At 70.4% G+C, this 16,626-nt stretch carries 9 protein-coding genes and 1 pseudogene; 7 read left to right on the top strand and 3 right to left on the bottom strand.

Annotated elements, in window-relative coordinates; genetic code table 11:
• The first annotated feature begins 15 nt into the window (after window positions 1–15).
• Genes AB0F52_RS15115 through AB0F52_RS15100 form a run of 4 tightly spaced genes read left to right on the top strand, consistent with a single transcriptional unit; the run spans window position 16 to window position 9,179 of the window.
• Window positions 16–4,047: a phage tail protein gene (locus AB0F52_RS15115; RefSeq protein WP_360170006.1), complete on the top strand. Its 4,032-nt coding sequence runs from the start codon at window positions 16–18 to the stop codon at window positions 4,045–4,047.
• 26 nt (window positions 4,048–4,073) lie between these two features.
• Window positions 4,074–4,610, top strand: a complete 537-nt coding sequence (locus AB0F52_RS15110) for a hypothetical protein (RefSeq protein ID WP_360170003.1) — start codon at window positions 4,074–4,076, stop codon at window positions 4,608–4,610.
• Between the two features lie 15 nt (window positions 4,611–4,625).
• Window positions 4,626–6,548, top strand: a complete 1,923-nt coding sequence (locus AB0F52_RS15105; RefSeq protein ID WP_360170000.1) for a DUF6519 domain-containing protein — start codon at window positions 4,626–4,628, stop codon at window positions 6,546–6,548.
• A gap of 39 nt (window positions 6,549–6,587) precedes the next feature.
• On the top strand, window positions 6,588–9,179 hold the full coding sequence (locus AB0F52_RS15100; RefSeq protein WP_360169997.1) for a vWA domain-containing protein: 2,592 nt from the start codon (window positions 6,588–6,590) through the stop codon (window positions 9,177–9,179).
• Window positions 9,180–9,264: 85 nt separating this feature from the next.
• Here AB0F52_RS15100 and AB0F52_RS15095 read toward each other — a convergent pair whose 3' ends face one another.
• Window positions 9,265–11,259, bottom strand: coding sequence for a WD40 repeat domain-containing protein (locus AB0F52_RS15095; protein WP_360169994.1), 1,995 nt, complete (start codon window positions 11,257–11,259; stop codon window positions 9,265–9,267).
• 766 nt (window positions 11,260–12,025) lie between these two features.
• On the opposite strand from AB0F52_RS15095, the pseudogene AB0F52_RS15090 reads away from it, so the two are divergent.
• A pseudogene (locus tag AB0F52_RS15090) lies at window positions 12,026–12,274 on the top strand (hypothetical protein); the annotation flags it as partial.
• 197 nt (window positions 12,275–12,471) lie between these two features.
• Window positions 12,472–12,639, top strand: a complete 168-nt coding sequence (locus AB0F52_RS15085; RefSeq protein ID WP_360169991.1) for a hypothetical protein — start codon at window positions 12,472–12,474, stop codon at window positions 12,637–12,639.
• 115 nt (window positions 12,640–12,754) lie between these two features.
• Here the strand turns inward: AB0F52_RS15085 and AB0F52_RS15080 are convergent, their stop codons facing one another.
• The gene (locus AB0F52_RS15080) at window positions 12,755–14,353 is read right to left on the bottom strand and encodes a cellulase family glycosylhydrolase (RefSeq protein ID WP_360169988.1); all 1,599 of its coding nucleotides are present in this window, start codon (window positions 14,351–14,353) and stop codon (window positions 12,755–12,757) included.
• A 320-nt stretch (window positions 14,354–14,673) separates the two neighbouring features.
• Window positions 14,674–15,159 carry a nucleoside 2-deoxyribosyltransferase domain-containing protein gene (locus AB0F52_RS15075; protein ID WP_285991845.1) on the bottom strand — a complete coding sequence of 162 codons (486 nt, stop codon included), beginning with the start codon at window positions 15,157–15,159 and terminating at the stop codon, window positions 14,674–14,676.
• Between the two features lie 845 nt (window positions 15,160–16,004).
• Here AB0F52_RS15075 and AB0F52_RS15070 point away from each other — a divergent pair.
• Window positions 16,005–16,559 (top strand): hypothetical protein, encoded by a 555-nt coding sequence (locus tag AB0F52_RS15070; protein ID WP_360169985.1) that lies wholly within the window; start codon window positions 16,005–16,007, stop codon window positions 16,557–16,559.
• The last annotated feature ends 67 nt before the right edge of the window (window positions 16,560–16,626 follow it).

The raw sequence follows: 16,626 nt of genomic DNA, 5'->3' as shown, positions 1-16,626 counted from the left end.
GTCAACAGGGACGCCATGAGAATCGAGTCCTTCGCCGCGAACGCCGACCTGGTGGGCAGGCGGGTCGTGCTGCGCTGGACGTTCGTGGCCGATGCCGGGGAGACCGTCGCCGAGCAGCCCCCGGTGACCGTGCGGCGCAAGCGCCGCGACTTCGAGTTCCCGGCCGCCGGTCCCGGCGATCCGTACGTGCTCTACGACAGTGCGACGTTCCCGCCCGTCCCGGTGCCCGACGCGCTGCTCGTGCGTGACCTTCCCGACGTCGACAGCGTCGACGGTGCCGACCGGGTCCGGGAACGCACGTGTTCGGTCGCCGAGGTCCGGCAGGGGCAGCCGGTCGAGGTGCTGCGCCGCAGCGTGCGCACGGTGTTCGGGCCGGACCGGTCGATGCTGCGCCGCGAGGTCGAGCTGCTCGACGCGGGCGGACTCGGGGCCGAGTTGGCCGGCGGTGTTCCGTACTACTACCAGCTCGACAGCCCACTACCGTCGGAGCGTCCCGCACGGCTGCGCGCCACGGCGACCGCGGGCGAGGTGCACCGGCACCATCGGGCGCTCTACGAGATGGTGCCGCAGATCTACCGGCGCCACGACACCGTCACGGCCACGCGGGACCCGGTGACCGCACTGCTGCCGGAGGCCGCCGCGGCCGGTGGTCAGCTGCGCCGGTTCATCGACGTCTTCGGCGCCGCGCTGGACTCGGTGCGCAGTTCGGCCGACGGCCTGCGGATGCTGCGCGACGTGTCCGAAGTGGACTACCGGTTCCTGCCGATGCTGGCGCAGTGGATCGGCTGGGACCTGACCGCGGACGAGGACATCGCCCAGCAGCGCAATGAGATCCGCAACGCACCCGGGTTCTACGGCGCCGTCGGCACGATCCCCGGGCTGCGCAGCGTCGTGGACCACTACACCGGCTGGTCGACCAGGGTCGCCGAGTTCGCCCAGCACGTGGTTCGCTCGAACGTCGCCCCGCAGCGCAACGTATTCGCCGCGGTCCAGCACTCCGGCCGGTGGTGCGGGACCGACGAGACAGCCGGGTTGCTCGGCTACCTGCCGCCGAACGCCATGGCGAACGGCGGCGCCGCGTCGGCCGCCGTACTGACCGGGTCCGCCGCCGAGCCCTTCCCGCTGCGGGCGGGCATGACGCTCACCATCGGCGTGGACGCGGGTTCGCCCGCCACGATCACCTTCGGCGCGGCCGACTTCGCCGACATCGGCGCGGCGACGGCGGCCGAGATCGCCGAGGTGGTCAACTCCGCGATCGGCGAGTGCCGTGCCGAGGCCACGGCCGGCGCGGTGCGACTGCGATCGCTGCTGGTCGGTCCGGCCTCGCGGCTGGAAGTGGTGGCCTCCGCGACGAGCCTGGTGTCCCTGGACGGCGGACCGCGCGGCAGGCCGGCGACCGCTGTGGACGGCCAAGGGCGAGGGTGGCTCGCCCACGCGAGCACCGTGGGCGCGAGCGGGCAACTCTCTCGGCTGCACGTCAAGGCGGCGCTTGACGGGCGCTGGCGGGACGGCGCCCCCGTCGAGGAACAACCCGACGCCCCCGCTGGTGATCCGGCCGTGGTGGCGCTGCCCGACGGGAAACTGTGGCTGGCGTGGGTGGAGCACCCGGCAACCGGGCGGTCACGACTGCGTTGCCGCGTCGGGGTCCCCCGCCCCTTCGCCCCCGCCCGGATACGCGGGGACGCGAGCGCGCCGTTCCGGCTCGCCGTGGGCACGGTCATGCGGCTGGTGGGCCACGGTCCCGCCGAGGTGTTCACCGTGCAGGCCGCCGACTACCTCGACCCGGCCGCAGCGTCGGCGGCGGAGGTCGCCGCCGCGATGAACGCGCAGCTGACCGGCGTCCAGGCGGCGGTGGCCGGCGACGGCTCTGTTTCACTGACGACCGCGGCGGCCGGGCCGCGCACGGCAGTGCGGGTCGACCTGGCCGGGTCCACCGCCGCGCGGGCGCTCGGTTTCGGCGACCGCGGGCTGGTGGGTCACGGGGACTGGGACACCGAGATGGACTGGGGACCCGCCACCGACCTCGTGCCGGTACCCGCGGGCACGCACAACGGGTGCACCGCGGCGATGGACGCGGCCGGCGCGATCCGGCTGTTCTGGAGCACCCACGTCGGCGGCCGGTGGCGGCTGGCTCGCACCCGGTGGGACGGGCAGACCATCGTGGCCACCAGTGCGGGCGCGCGGATGTGTGCCGCCGACGGGTCGTGGTCGACCATCGGCGCGGCCGCGGGGCTGCCCAGCGACGACGTCCGCGACGCAGTCGCCGACGCCGACGGGTCTTTCTGGTTCGCCACCGCGCTCGGCGCCGCGGTGCGCGCGCCGAACGGCACGGTCACCGCGCTGACGGCGGCGGGGTCCGGCCTGGTCAGCGACGACGTGCGTGCGGTGGCCATCGCCCTCGACGGCTCTGCGTGGTTCGCCACCGATGCCGGGGCGAGTGCCCTGGCATCGGACGGCACGTGGTCGACGGTGACCCCCGCCGACGGGCTCGGCCACGCCGACGTGCGACACGTCTGCGCCGACGCCGAGGGCGGCCTGTGGTTCGCCACGGCTGCCGGGCTCTCGCACCGGACCGCGGCCGGGTGGCGGACATTCACCATCGCGGACGGCTTGCCCGGCAACGATGTCCGCCACAGCGCGCAGGCGCAGGACGGATCGATCTGGGTGGCCACGTCGACCGGCGCGGCGAGGGTGGACCCGGCGGGCGCGATCGCCGCGGTCGATCTGTCCGGCGCGGACCCCGCGGCGAGCGACGTGCGGGCCGTGGCTGCGGCGCCATCGGGATCCGAGGGGCGGCCGGGTGCGGTGTGGCTGGCGACCGCCGCGGGAGCGGTGCACGTGCGATCGGGGGGCGTCGACCAGCACACGGTGGCCGACGGTGTCCCGAGCCCCGACTGCCGCGCCGTCCTCGTCGCGCCGGACGGGTCGGTGTGGCTGGGCACCACGGCGGGGCTGGCGTCCTTCGACGGATCACGATGGCTGCCGGTGGCGGGCGGGCCGTCGGGCGCCCGACGCTTGCACGGGCCGTGGACGGCACCGGCCTGGTTCGCCGCGGACGGCGGCGGCGAACGCGACCCGCACGTGCTGCGCGACGGCGCCCGGCTGTGGCTGGCGTCGGCACGCAAGTCCAGTGTGGACGACCCGGCGGACACATGGCGGATCATGGTGCGGCACTTCGATCACCCGCTGGCCGCGTGGTCGGCCCCGGTCGCCGTGACCACTCCTGCCCCGAACGGCGGCCGCACGGACCGTGAACCGGTGCTGACGCCGCTGCCCGCGGGCGCCGCGCGCCTGTACTTTCGATCCGACCGAGCTGGCGGGCCACGGATATGGGCCGCAGATCTGGCACCCTCGTCGGTCGCGGGTCCCGTGTCCCCGGTGACCACTGGACCGGCCGGGGACGGTGACCCCGCAGTCTTGACGCTGCCGGGGCTGCCACCTTGGCTGCTGTTCCGCAGCGACGCCAACGTCGCGCTCGGCAGGCTCGGCGGCGGGGTGCCCGGCCCGACCGAACCCGACACAAGCAGGCTGGCTCCCGGTCAGGCCGCGGTCCGCCGGTACGCCGGTTCGGTCACCGCGAGCACCGCCGACCTCGACCGCAACCAGCTCCGCAGGCGGTTCGGCGACCTGCTCGACTACACGCCACAGCGCCCCGACGGCACCCCGCCCGCGCCGGATGAGGTGTACACGCCGGGCACCATCGGCCTCTACGTCGAGCGCGGACCCGCCGGGCGCCCGCTCACCGGCCGCGACGCCGACCGGCTTCGCCAACTGTTGCGCCGGTTCCTGCCCGTGAACCTGCGCGCGGTGATCGTGCTCAATTCCGAGGAACTCGGGGAAGACGTGTTCGACGCGGTGAACCCGCTCACCGACTCCTATTCAGACGCCTATCCCTTCGCCGAGGTCCTGCCCGGGATCACCGAACAGACCGCGGTCGCGCTGCCGGGGTGGCTGCTGTTCCTCAGCACCGACGGCATGCGGCGCACCGTCGACCTCTCCGACCCACCGACCATGCGCACCCGCAGCTGGTGGCCGCCACCGCAATGATCTGCCACCCGACCCCAGGAGGAGTGATGACCGACGCCGAATCCCTCGACGGTCTTCGCGGCCGGTACCGCGACATCGTGCTCGACGCCGCGGGCCGGGTCGTGCTGGACCGGGGGTGGCGGTCCAATGCGATCGCGGCCAGTTGCCGGGCTCTGCTGGCCGCCATGCTGCGCGGCAGCCCACCCACCTCCGGGTTGGTCGGCATGCAGGTCGGCGCGGGCCTGCCCGCGTGGGACAGCACCGGTCCACCGCTGGCGACGAGCGCGCAGACCACGCTGGTCGACCCGCACCCGTTCACCGTCGGCCCCACGGCAATGAAACTGGACTTTCTCGCCGGCAACGCGGTCTCCGTGGCGCCGACCAACCGCCTGCAGATCCAGGCGACACTCGGCCCGAATCTGCCCGCTTGGCCGGACGCCGGCCACGCGAGCGCGAGCCTGCGCGAATTCGGTCTGATCGCCACGCTCGCCGGCGGCACAGTCTTGATCAACTACGTCACCCATCTCGTCATCGCCAAGGACCCCGCGAGCACGTTGCAGCGGACGATCTGGCTGACCTTCTGATCCTGGGAGCAGGTCATGGCCATCATGTCCGCCAGCACGTTCAAGCCGTTGAGCACCTATGTCAACGTCCGCATCCAGCAGGGCGTGCCGATCGTCGACGCTGACGTCAACGAACTCGACGACATCCGCAAGTTCGAGCTGCGAGCGTTCCTGAAGTGGTTCGTCGGGGACGGCGTGCCGGAGGGGAACAATGGCTTCCAGATCATCGGCGATGGCCTCTCCGACGACTTCACGATCAAAGTGGGTGCGCCACCCGCCGCGGGCGGCACGGCCGAGATCGACATCGCGTTGCGGCACGTCGGGCGCATCATCGTCGACGGGCTGGACGTGATCATCACCGCCGATGCACGCTTCACCCAGCAGCGGCTGCACGAGACCTTTCCGGGCGCTGTTGCGCTGGCGGCCAAGCTCGGCGTCCCGGTCGTGGCGAAGCTGACCGCGTCGCCTGCCGACGGCGTGATGTGCGCCTACCTCGACCTCTGGGAGCGGTTGGTGACCCCGGACGAGGTGCCGGAGCTGATCCACTCCGGTCTCGGTGTGGAGTCGTGCGCCCGGACCAGTCGTGAGTGGGTCGTGCGGGTTCGCGCCGGACTCACCGCGCCTGTTCCCGGCGACGCCGACCACCTGCGCGGCCACGTTTACTCGGCGCTGGCGACGGTCCAGCGGCGTAAGAACGACGCCAAGGTGCAACCCGGCGACGTGACCGACAAGCGGCAGCGCAGGCTGTTCGTGCCACCCGCGACCCTGGTCGAGGACGTGCTCGGAACCGACGTCGATGACTACCGGCTCGGCCGCGGCCGGCCGCCGATCAGCCTGCGGGAGGCGATCAACGCACTGCTGCGCGGAGAACTGCCCAGCACGTCGGACAAGGCCGTCGACTCCTCCGCCGCGCTGGACGTGCCGCGCCGGGCGTTCCTGCTCGACAAGACAGGCGGGCTGGTCGCGGCCTGGTACAGCGACCGGGTCGGCGGTGTCGAACAGGTCTTCGCCACCCGGATGGACCTCGCGGCCATGGCGGGCGGGTTCGTCAGCCCGCCCCAGCAGGTCACCTCCGGGACCGCCCACCTCGACCCGCACACCGCGGTACTGCCCAACGGGGATCTGCTGGTCGCCTACCAGACCGGGATCGGCGCGGGTTCGGACATCGCGATGAAACGAGCGCCGCTGGGCGGGATCGGCGCCGCCCCGGAGATCGCTGTGGCCGCTACGGCGGGCGTGGCCGAGTCCACTCCCTTCCTGACCGTCACGGGGCAGTTGGTCACCGTCTTCTTCCACCTGTCGACCACCAACCGGTGGCAGTACCGGCGGTGGAACCACACCACCAGCGCCTGGGCGGACGCGGCAGGCCCAGTGGAGCTGTCCGGCACGACCACGACGGTGCGTGACTTCCACGCCGCGGTCGACACCTCCTCCAAGGTGTGGGCGGCCTTCCGGTTCGGCGGCGACATCCGGGCACTGCAACTGGACCCGGCATCGGGCGCCGTCGCCAACGAAGCCACCCACGACTCCGGTGGCGCGGCGGCGGACCAGCAGCCATTCGTGCTGTGCATGAAGTCGGGCGACGTATGGGTGTTCTGGCACAACAGCACCGCAGGCGACCTCATGTCCCGCCGGTTCCGGGCGGGCAGCTGGGAGGCGGTCACAGCCGTGCCGGGTACCGGGCCGAACGACCGGATGCCAGGCGCGGTCGAGGACGTCGACGGCGGGATCTGGCTGTTCTGGACCCGGGGGCCGGTGGGCGCGGGCGACCTGTTCGCGCTGCGTCGCGACCCGGCGACCGGCGGCTGGGGCGCTCCCCGGCAGCTCACCACGGTGGCGGGCGACGACAGTTCGCCGTTTGCCTTGGTCGCGCCCGACACCTCGATCTGGATCTTCTGGTCCACCGACCGCGACGGCAACGCCAGCGTCTACTACAAACGGCTCATCACGGCCGTGTGAGAGGAAGCGAACATGCCTGCCCCATCACTGAGCCCAGCCGTGACCGGGTCCGCTGTGTACACAGCGGTCAACACCAAGGCGCTGGTGGCCGACCTGAGCCTGGACGTGGTCACCACGTCACCCTTTGCCGCGGTGCAGATCCGCTTCCCGTCCGCCGCGGCCGGCGTGCAGGTCATCCTGTCCAAAGGCGCGACGACCTTGGCGCTGCCCGTCGCCGTCGGCGGCGACGTCAACGACATTGTCACCTTCGCCAATCGCAGGATCGTGGCCACCGTGACCCTGGCCGGGCCCGACCTCGTGGTCGACTGCGAGATCCGCGCGACCGCGGCCGCCGTGGCGGGCGAAGTGTGGTCGGTGCGCGCGTCGGCGCCCGCGGGGCAATCCTGGCAGTTCGCCCAGAACGACAACCAGCCCGCCGACCTGACCATCACCCGGATCATGTGCGACCCGGTGGCCGCGTTCACCATCGCCGCACCGAGCCTGATCGGCTCGACCGTGCGAGAGACCGATGCCGTGACCCTCACCGCCGCCGCGGCGACCGGGACCGCCGCGGCGCCCACGGTGATCGGCACGCCCGCACCGCCGGCACACCACAGCTGGACCAAGACCGGGTTCGTCGCTATCACCGAGTTCCCCGCGTGCGCAGCGGGGCCCGCGCTGGTGTTCAACGCGCCCGGGGTCTACGGCTCGAAGTCGATCACCCTGGGCCTGCAGGTGTGGTTCGAGGGCGGTTGCCCGGGACCAGTCGGCTTCCTCAGCGCCACCGCGGCGACCCAGCCGCTCACCATCGACCCGCGGCCACAGCACCTGGCGCTGGTCCTCGACCGGTCCGGGAGCATGTCCGGAGCCCGGTGGGAGAACGCGAAGAACGCCGCGCAGATCCTGGCGAACCTGTACGTGGCGCTGCGGTCGGGGGTGCACGCGGCCGACCGGGTCGAGGAGATCGTATTCGAGGACGCTGTCTCTCACTGGCATCTGCCGCCGATCAGCCCGCTGATCGGCTCGGTTCTCGGCCCCTCGGCGATCGCGGCGGCCGACGGGGCGATCGCCGGGGTGGCGTTCGGCTCACCCGGCACCTGCACCCCCATCGGCGACGGGTTGATCAAGGCGATCGACGACCTCGCCACCCTCGGCGTGACCAACAACCCGCATTTCACCATCGTCCTGGTGACCGACGGCCACGAGAACACCGGATCGGTCGTGGTCAGCCCGAACACGCCTGCCCACCCCGACACCCAGAAGTTCGCCGTCGCGCGGCAGACGGGCATGTCCAGGCAGGACGTCAACGCCCGCCTTTCGTTTTACACGATCGGCTTGGGCGCCTTGGTCCAGGAGGATGTGCTCGACGCGTTGGCCGGCCAGTCCCAAGGCGTGTATCGGCACATCGTCGACGCGAGCGAGGTCGGTGACGCGATGGCGCAGATGGTGTCGCTGTCGCAGGCCGCGCAACGGGTCATCCCGGACCCGCCCAGCGGGTCGACCGCGCGGGTCGTGAAGGTCGACCCCGGGGTCAGCAGGTTGGCGGTCGCGGTGGAGTGGCTGGCCACGACCGACACGATCGAACTCGCGAGCAGGCGCGCGGGCGGAACCACGTTCACACCGGTGGCGGCCGCGGTCAAGAAGTGTCCGAAGCACGGGTTCGCCTGGGTCGACGTCGCCGCGATGTTCGGCGGTGACGAGACCGCGGTGCCCGCCACCGAGTGGGAGATTGTGCACAGGGACAACGGTGGGACCGCGCTGGCGATACCCGATGGCGACCTGTTGGTGTTCGTCGACCTTTTCGTGCGGGCCGACATCGTCTTCGACCGGGACCGCTACGACACCGGCGACGACATGGTGATCACCGCCCGGCTGCGCGCGGGGGACGAGCCGATCACCGAGGCGAAGGTCGTGGTGGAACTGGCCAGGCCGAGCCAATCGCTGGGCACGTTCCTCGCGACCAACGGCGCCAGGTACAAGCCCGGCCCGCCGAACTTGCCGGACCCGCACGCGCCCAAGGCGGCGATGCTCGCCGATCTGCTGCGCCGCCATGACCTGCCGGACGGACTGCCGATCAAGAGGCCTCCGTCGATCTTCGCCGACGGCTCGGCGGAGCTGTTCGATGACGGCGCGCATGACGATGGAGCCCAAGGCGACGGAAACTTCGCCAACCGGTTCGTCGATACGGACATGGAGGGCACGTACACCTGGCGCTTCACGATCACCGGTGTGTTGTCCGACGGCAGCGAGTTCTCCCGGGTGCTCACCGTCTCCAAGTGGGTCGGCATCAGCATCGACCCGCAGACGACGAAGGTGGTGGTCCGAGGGCTGCCCACGCCCGACGGGTCCACCCGCACCGCGATCACGGTGTACCCGCGTGACCCCAAAGGCGAGTTCCTCGGCCCGTTCCGGCCGGAGGACGTGATCTTCAAGTCGAGTCACTGCCCATTCGAAAGCGACGAGGAGCAAACGGTGCCCGACGGGGTGGCGTATCCCCGCAAAGACGGCGGCACCATGGTCAGTCGCTACGACGGTGGGTACCGACGGGTGGTCCTCTGCGGCAAGGGCGAACGGACCGAGGTCACGGTCACGGTCAAAGGCGTGCGCATACCGGTGAAACTCGACCGCCGCCGAGAAGACGCGGAGTCCTGAGGACCTCCGGTTGTGAAGTGGAGCTGTCCAGGAATCACGTGGCCCGCTTCTACTCCAGCGAAACCAAACTCCCCGGACATCAGCCCTAAACCTCGAAGATCCTGGCGACGCCGTCCGCGCAGGCTGTCGCGAGGCGGCCTCCGTCAGGGCTGAAAGCCACCGCGGCGACCAGGCCGGGGTGTTCGTGACGGACCTGTTCGACACCGGAGTCCGCCACGAACACCCGGGCGGTCTGGTCATCGCCGGCGGTGGCGACCAAGCCCGAGGCGCTGAACGCAACCATCCCGACCGCACCCGCGTGCGACAGCGTGGCCAAGGACTGCCCACCGGGCGCGGCGAACGTCCGCGCCATCCCGTCGGCGCAGCCGGCGGCGACGACGGCGCTGTTCGGATGAAAGGCCAGCGATAGCACCGCACCGCCGTGGACGACCCTGCAGCGCTCGCCGCCGTTCTCGATCTCGAAAAGCCGGGCGGTGCGGTCATCTCCCCCCGCGGCAAACCACCGCCCGTCGGCGCTGAACGCCACCGCCCGCACCGGCCCGTCCAGGTTGAGCCGCAGGTGCTCCGTCCCGGACGTGGTGTTGATCAGCCGCGCCGTGCCGTCGAGGCTCGCGGTGCCCAGCCATTTCTTGTCACCGCTGAACACGACCGCCACGACCGGTCCGTCGTGCGAGATGCTGCTCTGCTGGGTACCCACCTCAAGATCGATGAGCCGAGCCCTGCCGTCCTCGCTGCCGCTGGCGACTTTGCGCCCGTCGACACTCGCGGCAACCGCGACCACCGTGCCCTCGTGCGCCAGCCGGAACCGCTCGGTGGCGTCGGTACTGTCGAAGACCCGCACCATCCGGTCGGCCGACCCGCTGACGACCAGTGAACCGGTCGGTATCCACGCGACCGAACAAACCGGCCCCCCGTGGTTCAGTCGCGCCCGCTCTTCTCCGGTCGCGGCGACGAAGACGCGTGCGGACGAGTCCGCGGAGCCAGTCGAGACAGCGTGGGCGTCGGGGGCGAAGGCCAGCGCGCGCACGGCCCCGTCATGGGCGAGTTCGACCACGTCGGTGCTGAAGGGGTCGAACACCTTGACCACCTTGTCACCGCCTGTGGTCGCCACCCGTTTGCCGTCACGGCTGAAGACGGCCGACTCCATGAACGGCCCCATCGGATCGGGATTGTTGTGCTCCAGGACGTAGAGCTCGGCACCCGTCGCCATGTCGATCGCCCGGACACGGTGGCGTCCCTTGTTCACCAGCAGCGATTTCGAATCCGGACTGAACTCCAGCACGTCAGGCGTCGTCAGGTCGCCGATGTTGGCGATAGTGCGCCGCAGTGCGAATGTGCCCGCGTCGTACACTCTGGTGACCGAGTTCGTGTCCCGGGTAGCCACGAGCTTGCTGTCCGGGCTGCATGCGAGCTGGAACACATCCGGTGCGCCCGCGGCGTGGGCGAACAGCCCGCGTATCTCCCCGGTCGTCGAGTCAAGCAAACCCGCCAGTCCCGAGAAGCCGCCGAAGGCGATCATGCTCCCGTCGCCGTTGTAGGCGAGCGCCCGCAGCCGTTCCGGCACCGGTCGCGAAAGCTCCGGCCGTCCGTTCTCCCCGTCGGCGATGGAGACGTTGCCTCTCCCCGACGCATCGAGACATGCCTCGGCGAAGATTCTTCCGCCCGGGTGAAAGGCGAGCACCTTCAGTTCGTCCACCGGCCGTTCCCACAGCTGACCACCTGTCTCGGCCAGGAACATCGACGCCGCACGAGTGAAGCCGGCCAGCAGCAGCTCCCCGTCCGAATTGAATGACGGCGGCACCACGAACATCTCGAACTCACGGGACCATTTCACCGCCCCGGTCACGGCGTCGAGCACCAGCAGACTGTGCGAACCACTGGCGGCGACCAGCGCTCCGTTCGGGCTGAACACTACCCGGTCGGACAGCGCCCCGGCCGCATACCTGGTCGCAAAGCGCGGCGCACCTGTCCGCGCGTCCAAGACCTGGACGACATCCTCGGCGAACACGCCATCGTTGAACACCGTGCTCGTTACAGCGACGGCGGACCCATCCGCGCTGAACGCCACCGGCCCCGCCATGCCAGGTATCTGCGTCCGACACACCAATCGACCGACCATCCACCGATGTTCGCACAATAATCTTGCCCGCGCCCGACAGATCCTGATCGCGCACGGAATCGACGAATCGCCGCAACCCTGCGCGACTCGGTAAGGTTCATCGTTTACGACCGCGCCAGCTGGCTTCTACAAAAGATCGACTCGAGCCAGATCGACAACCGGCTCAGTCACACGGCATGTTCTCCCCGTTCGGGGAGGGGTCATGCCGCAATTGTGACGAAGAGTCACCTTCCTGTCATTTCAGTTGACCCTGTGCAATGTAATGGTCATCATCAGCCTGGCAGCAGATCGGCTTTGTTGCGCGCGACGTCGACCGCGGCCGCCGCCGGCACGCCCGGAATCATGCCGTAGCTGGCCAATGCATGACTCTGTGTAGTTCCATCAGGCGCCCGCCTCTCCGGCCGACCCAATGGCGTCTTCATCAATGCCTCGAGCAGGCGATATCTGCAGCGTGCGCTACGCGCTCTGACGACAAGTACGTCGTCACGATTGGAACGCGAGGGGCATTCGTCATTCGATCCAGCGACGACACAAGCCGACGGCAGACCCTATGCTTCATAAGGTCTGTTGACAGTCCCAACTGGCCTAGCAGGCGCGACCGCGAACCTTGTGCAGTAGACGGGACTCGGATCGCGTGTACCGCATACGGCCCAGAAGCGGCCCAGAGGTCCATAGTGGACGTTCGCGATCGCGATCACCGCAGGTCAGACACGCTCACAGTGTGAAGATTCCGCCGCAGTGGCATAAGTGCGACATGATCCCGAACGCCGAGCACTGGCGGGTTTGGGTGCACCAGCTCGCCGACTACGACCGGGAGCTGGGGATCTCGTACTGGACGAAGAACTACCTGACCAGTGTCGATAAGGCTGATGCCGAGGATCGTGGCGAGGCGCTGCAGCGCCGGTACCCCTACTACGACCCGATCTCCACCCTGCCCGAAGCCGGCCAGCAGTGGTGGGCGAACCGGTCGAGCTGACGCCGACGCGTCACCGTCCGAGAGGTGTGCCGAGGGGGGCCGCGGAGCCCGATCGGGGCCGCGCACACCCCCTCGGCCATATCCGATCGTCGTGTCGAACGAAAGCTCCAGCTACACCTGCTCCCGACGGCGCGCGGGCCGACCAGGCGATCGTCGGCACCTACGAGCGTGCGATCGGCACCCCGGAGCGCAATTTCATGATCACCGGCGACCCGACGATCGTGGGCTCGAGGATCTCCGGCTCGTGGACCGACGAGCAGGGCCGGGCCCGGTACAGCTGCGTCTGGCAGTACGACCAGTACCCGATCGCCCTGGTCGTCACCGGTACCTCAGCTTCGTCGGTCCGCCCGCCTGCGACGCGGTGACCGTCTACAACAACGCCCAGCTGGCAGACCGCGTCGGCTGACCTGCGCCGGGACGGGCCGAAGAACAGGACGTGGCCTGGCTGCGGCGCCCGGCCGGCACCGCAGCCAGGACCGGTCACGTGGTGCAGGCCGCCGCGTTGAGCGTGACGGCCGACGGTGCGCCCGACGTGCCGTTGGCGGTGAAGCCGAGCGACACGGCCGCTCCCGCGCCCAGAGACGGGCTGTGGGACGGCGCGGTCACCGTGACCGTGGTGCCGCTCTGGGTGAAGGTGCCGTTCCAGCCGCTGGCGACGGTGGCCCCGGCGGGCAGGGTGAACACGACCTTCCACGGATTGGCGGCGCTCGTCGCGGTGTTGGTCACCGTCAGCGCGCCCTGGAAGCCGCCCGGCCAGGAATTGTCCAGCTTCCACGCCGTCTTGCACCCGCCGGTGCCGCCGCCGGTCGTGGGGGTCGTGGGAGTGGTCGTCGTCGGGTCGGGTCCGCCGCCGGCAGGCGGGATGAGGTAGGGCTGGAGGATGCTCTGCTTCGCCTGGTTGACCGTGGTCCAGTCGTCGTTGAGGATGCCGCCCGTGTCGCCGGAGTTGGGGTTCCACGACCAGTAGGTGAACGAGATGCCGTTGACGCCGGTCCCGGTGTAAGCCATCAGCTTCTCCAGCCACACCTTGTCGACCGGGTTCGCCAGCGTGGTGCCGAACTCACCCATCATCAGCGGTGCGATGTTCTGCTTGTACAGGTAGCCCCAGTACTTGTCCCAGATCGCGGTCAGGTTCGCCGGGTAGTCGGGAGCGCTGAACCACGGCTGGTTGTAGACCGAGGTGGCGTACTCGTGCGGGGAGTACACCAGCCGGCCCGGCACGGACAGGCGTACGGGGAACTCGCCGGCCTTCGACAGGTTCCCGCCCCACCAGCCGCAGTCCTCGTCGTTGGACGGGTCGCCGTCCCACACGTTCGACAGCCCGCCACTCGGGCAGCTCACGCCCTCGACGAAGATCAGCCAGTTCGGCTGTACGCCCAGGATCGCGTTGCCCGCGCGTTCGGCGGCCAGCCGCCAGTCGCGGGCGGTGTCGCCGCAGCCCCAGCACGCGCCGGTCGCGGCCGGGTTGGTGCCCTCGGCGTGCGGCTCGTTGTGCAGGTCCGCGCCGATGACCGTGGTGTTGCCCGCGTAGCGCTGGGCGAGCGTCTTCCAGTCGTTGATCCAGGTGCTCTCGGGGACGCCCGCGGTGTACCAGAGCGGGGTCTGCCCCGAACTGGTCGGCCGGTGCCGGTCGAGGATGACGCGCATTCCCTTTTGGCCCGCGTAGCCGATCACCTTGTCGAGGATCTGCAGTGGCGAGAGCCCGATCAGATCGGGATTGGTGTAGTCGTTGATCCCGGTGGCCTTGGCATCGGGTTTCAGCGCGTCGTCGGAGAACGGCACGCGCAGCGTGTTGTAGCCCAGCTGAGCCATCTGGTCGAGCTGCTGGCGCCAGGTGCGGCTGGACCACAGGCCGTGGAAGGTCTTGTTGTCGGTCTCCATCCCGAACCAGTTGATGCCGGTCAGCCGGACCGTCGCGCCGGTGTTGTCCAGGATCTTGTTGCCGCTGGTGTGCAGGTATCCGCTACCCGTACCGCTTGCCGCCGCGGCGACCTGGCCAGTCGCGCCCAAGGCGACCAACCCGCTCGCGGCCACGACAGCCGCGGCCAGCGCGCCGAACGCCTTTCTCCACTGCGTCATCTGCTCTCCTTTGAGCAATACCCGATTCCTGGGAGCGCTCCCAGAAAGTAGGGTAGCGAACGCGGTCACCCTGTCAAGAGCGCTCGGCCCGCACCCGGCGGCGAGCGCGCTGGGAGTGGGCTGCGGACACGGGGCGAACCATCACCTCGAGGGGCGGGCATCCGCGGTACGCCGACCCGTTCCCGAATGTCCCAGAGGAGCGAGCCTTTCCGCCTCGGCGTCGTCCTCGGCCTCAAGGCCGGCGGTCGATGACCGGCACACAGCGGTGAGGCTCTCCGGAAGGGCCATGTGCGTTGCCCGTTCGTGCGGCGCCGTCGCGATCAACCGTGTGCGGCTTCGATCGCCGCGGTGAGGGTGTCGTCCACGGTGGACCACACCGGCATCCCCGGGCGGTTGATCCGGCACTGCAGGTGGACGTCGTGCTCGCGCGGGTAGCCGGGGTCCGCGCCGACGACGATGCGCCGTCCCTCCCCCAGTGCCTGCCCGAGCTCGAACAGGGCGATGGGCTGCGTGGTCTTCGCCGCGTCCGAACGGGGGAACCAGAACAGGGTCAGCCCGGCCAGCCGCAGGTGGTGCTGCTCCCAGCTGACCTGTTCGAACGCCGCGCCGGGGTCGTGGATCGGGAAGTCCGCCCGGCACGGGTTGAACACGATCAGGGGCCGCGGCGCGCCCAGCAGCGTGCGCACCGCGTGCTCGTGCCACGGCTCGGCCACCGCGGTGATGCCACCGGCCAGGAACACCGACGGCGGATCGCCGGGCCGGGGACGGTGGTAGGTGGGTGCCTCGACGTACCGGTCGGTTTCCATGCGCTTCTCCTCTGCCGTGGTGCTCCTGCGGTGCAACGCGCCGGAAGTGCTCGCCGACCACCGTTTTCGGGACGGTCCGGTCTCCGGCCGCGGCGATGCTCTTGTTCGGCACGCGGAGGGCCCGCAGACGCGGGCCCTCCGGCTGCTTCGCCACCGGGGCGCTGCTGCCCGTCGAGGATTCGGACCTGGACCGGCCCCGTGAGCATCGGAGTGCCCATCGGCCGTGAACCGGCGTTCCGCTGTTGCCGGGGTATTGCGAGCAGCCGGCGGGCACTACCGAAGCTCGCCGACAGGAAGAATTGTTTTGGGGTACACAGAACAAAGAAAACCGCCCGGATCGGTTTCCCGATGAGCGGCTCCCTCGACACGACGAGTCCTACGTCATGGTGGGGAGGCTGCGCCGCTCGGAAGGCCCTGTTCCTGCCAGGAGAACGGCTTCCGGCAGTCAAGCGAAACCCGGGTTCGGTAGCGCCCGGCCCGGCGCAGGCTGGGCACGTCCCGCTGGGGGCGCGATCGAATGGAGGGGGACTTGGTGAACACCGTGGATCCGGCGAAGGCCCGCCACGGACGGCTCGAGCGGTGGCGCGGGCACCGTGGGGTGCTCGCCGGTGCGGTCGCCGCTTCGGTCGCCGCCCTGGTTTCGGGCGCCCTGGCCGGGTTGGGCTTCGGCGGGTTCATGGAGCAGTTCCGGATCATGGCGATCGACAGCGTCTTCGACGACCGCGGGGACGGGGAGCCGCCGTACGTCGTCGTCTGGGGGCACGCTCGGTGTTCTCCTCTGTCTCGTCACGGCCACGCTCGCCGGTGCCCTCGTGCGGCGCTACCGGGGACGTTCGGGGGGACCCGTGTTCCCGGTCGTCCTGGCGCTTTCGGGGAGCACGGCCGGCACCTGGGTGTCGGCGCGGGATTGGCTCCCTCCGCTCGCGGTGGGCACCGCGGTGGACCCGGTGTTCCACGAGGACGAGACCTGGGGGTTCTGGGCGTGGGTGTTCTACTACGCCGACTGGTGGGCGCCCGCGCTGCTGCTGACGCTGACCCTGGCCGCGCTGGTCCACGCGGTGGCCTCCGGCTGCCGGCACGCCGAGCTGGCCCGGACCCGGGATCGCCTGCTGGCGCACGGCTGCCGGGTGACGGCGGACGTCATCGAAGTCAAGCTCAGCCTCGCGAGCGACGAGTCGGGCACCCGGATCGTCGGCTCCACCGTGACCGTGTCCTACCCCGACGCGGCGGGCGTCCGGCGCTGGGCGACCCGCCGCTCCCGGGAGACGGGGCCGGTGATCGGGCCCGGCGGTGCCGAAGTGCTCTTCGACCCGGCGCGGCCCGGCGACGAGAAGGCGGTCTTCGTCGCGCTCCGACGGTATCCCGTGCCCGCCGACTGGCTGCCCGCCGGGCGCGCCTGAGCCTCGCCGCATGGGGAACGTGCGGCGGATACCTGATGTCCGTCATGCGGTAGGCGAAGCCGCAGTT

Origin of the sequence: Amycolatopsis sp. NPDC024027, from assembly GCF_040638975.1 — a bacterium.
Lineage (GTDB): Bacteria > Actinomycetota > Actinomycetes > Mycobacteriales > Pseudonocardiaceae > Amycolatopsis.
Note: the sequence above shows the minus strand (reverse complement) of the source record. Positions and strands in the feature narration are given on the sequence as shown.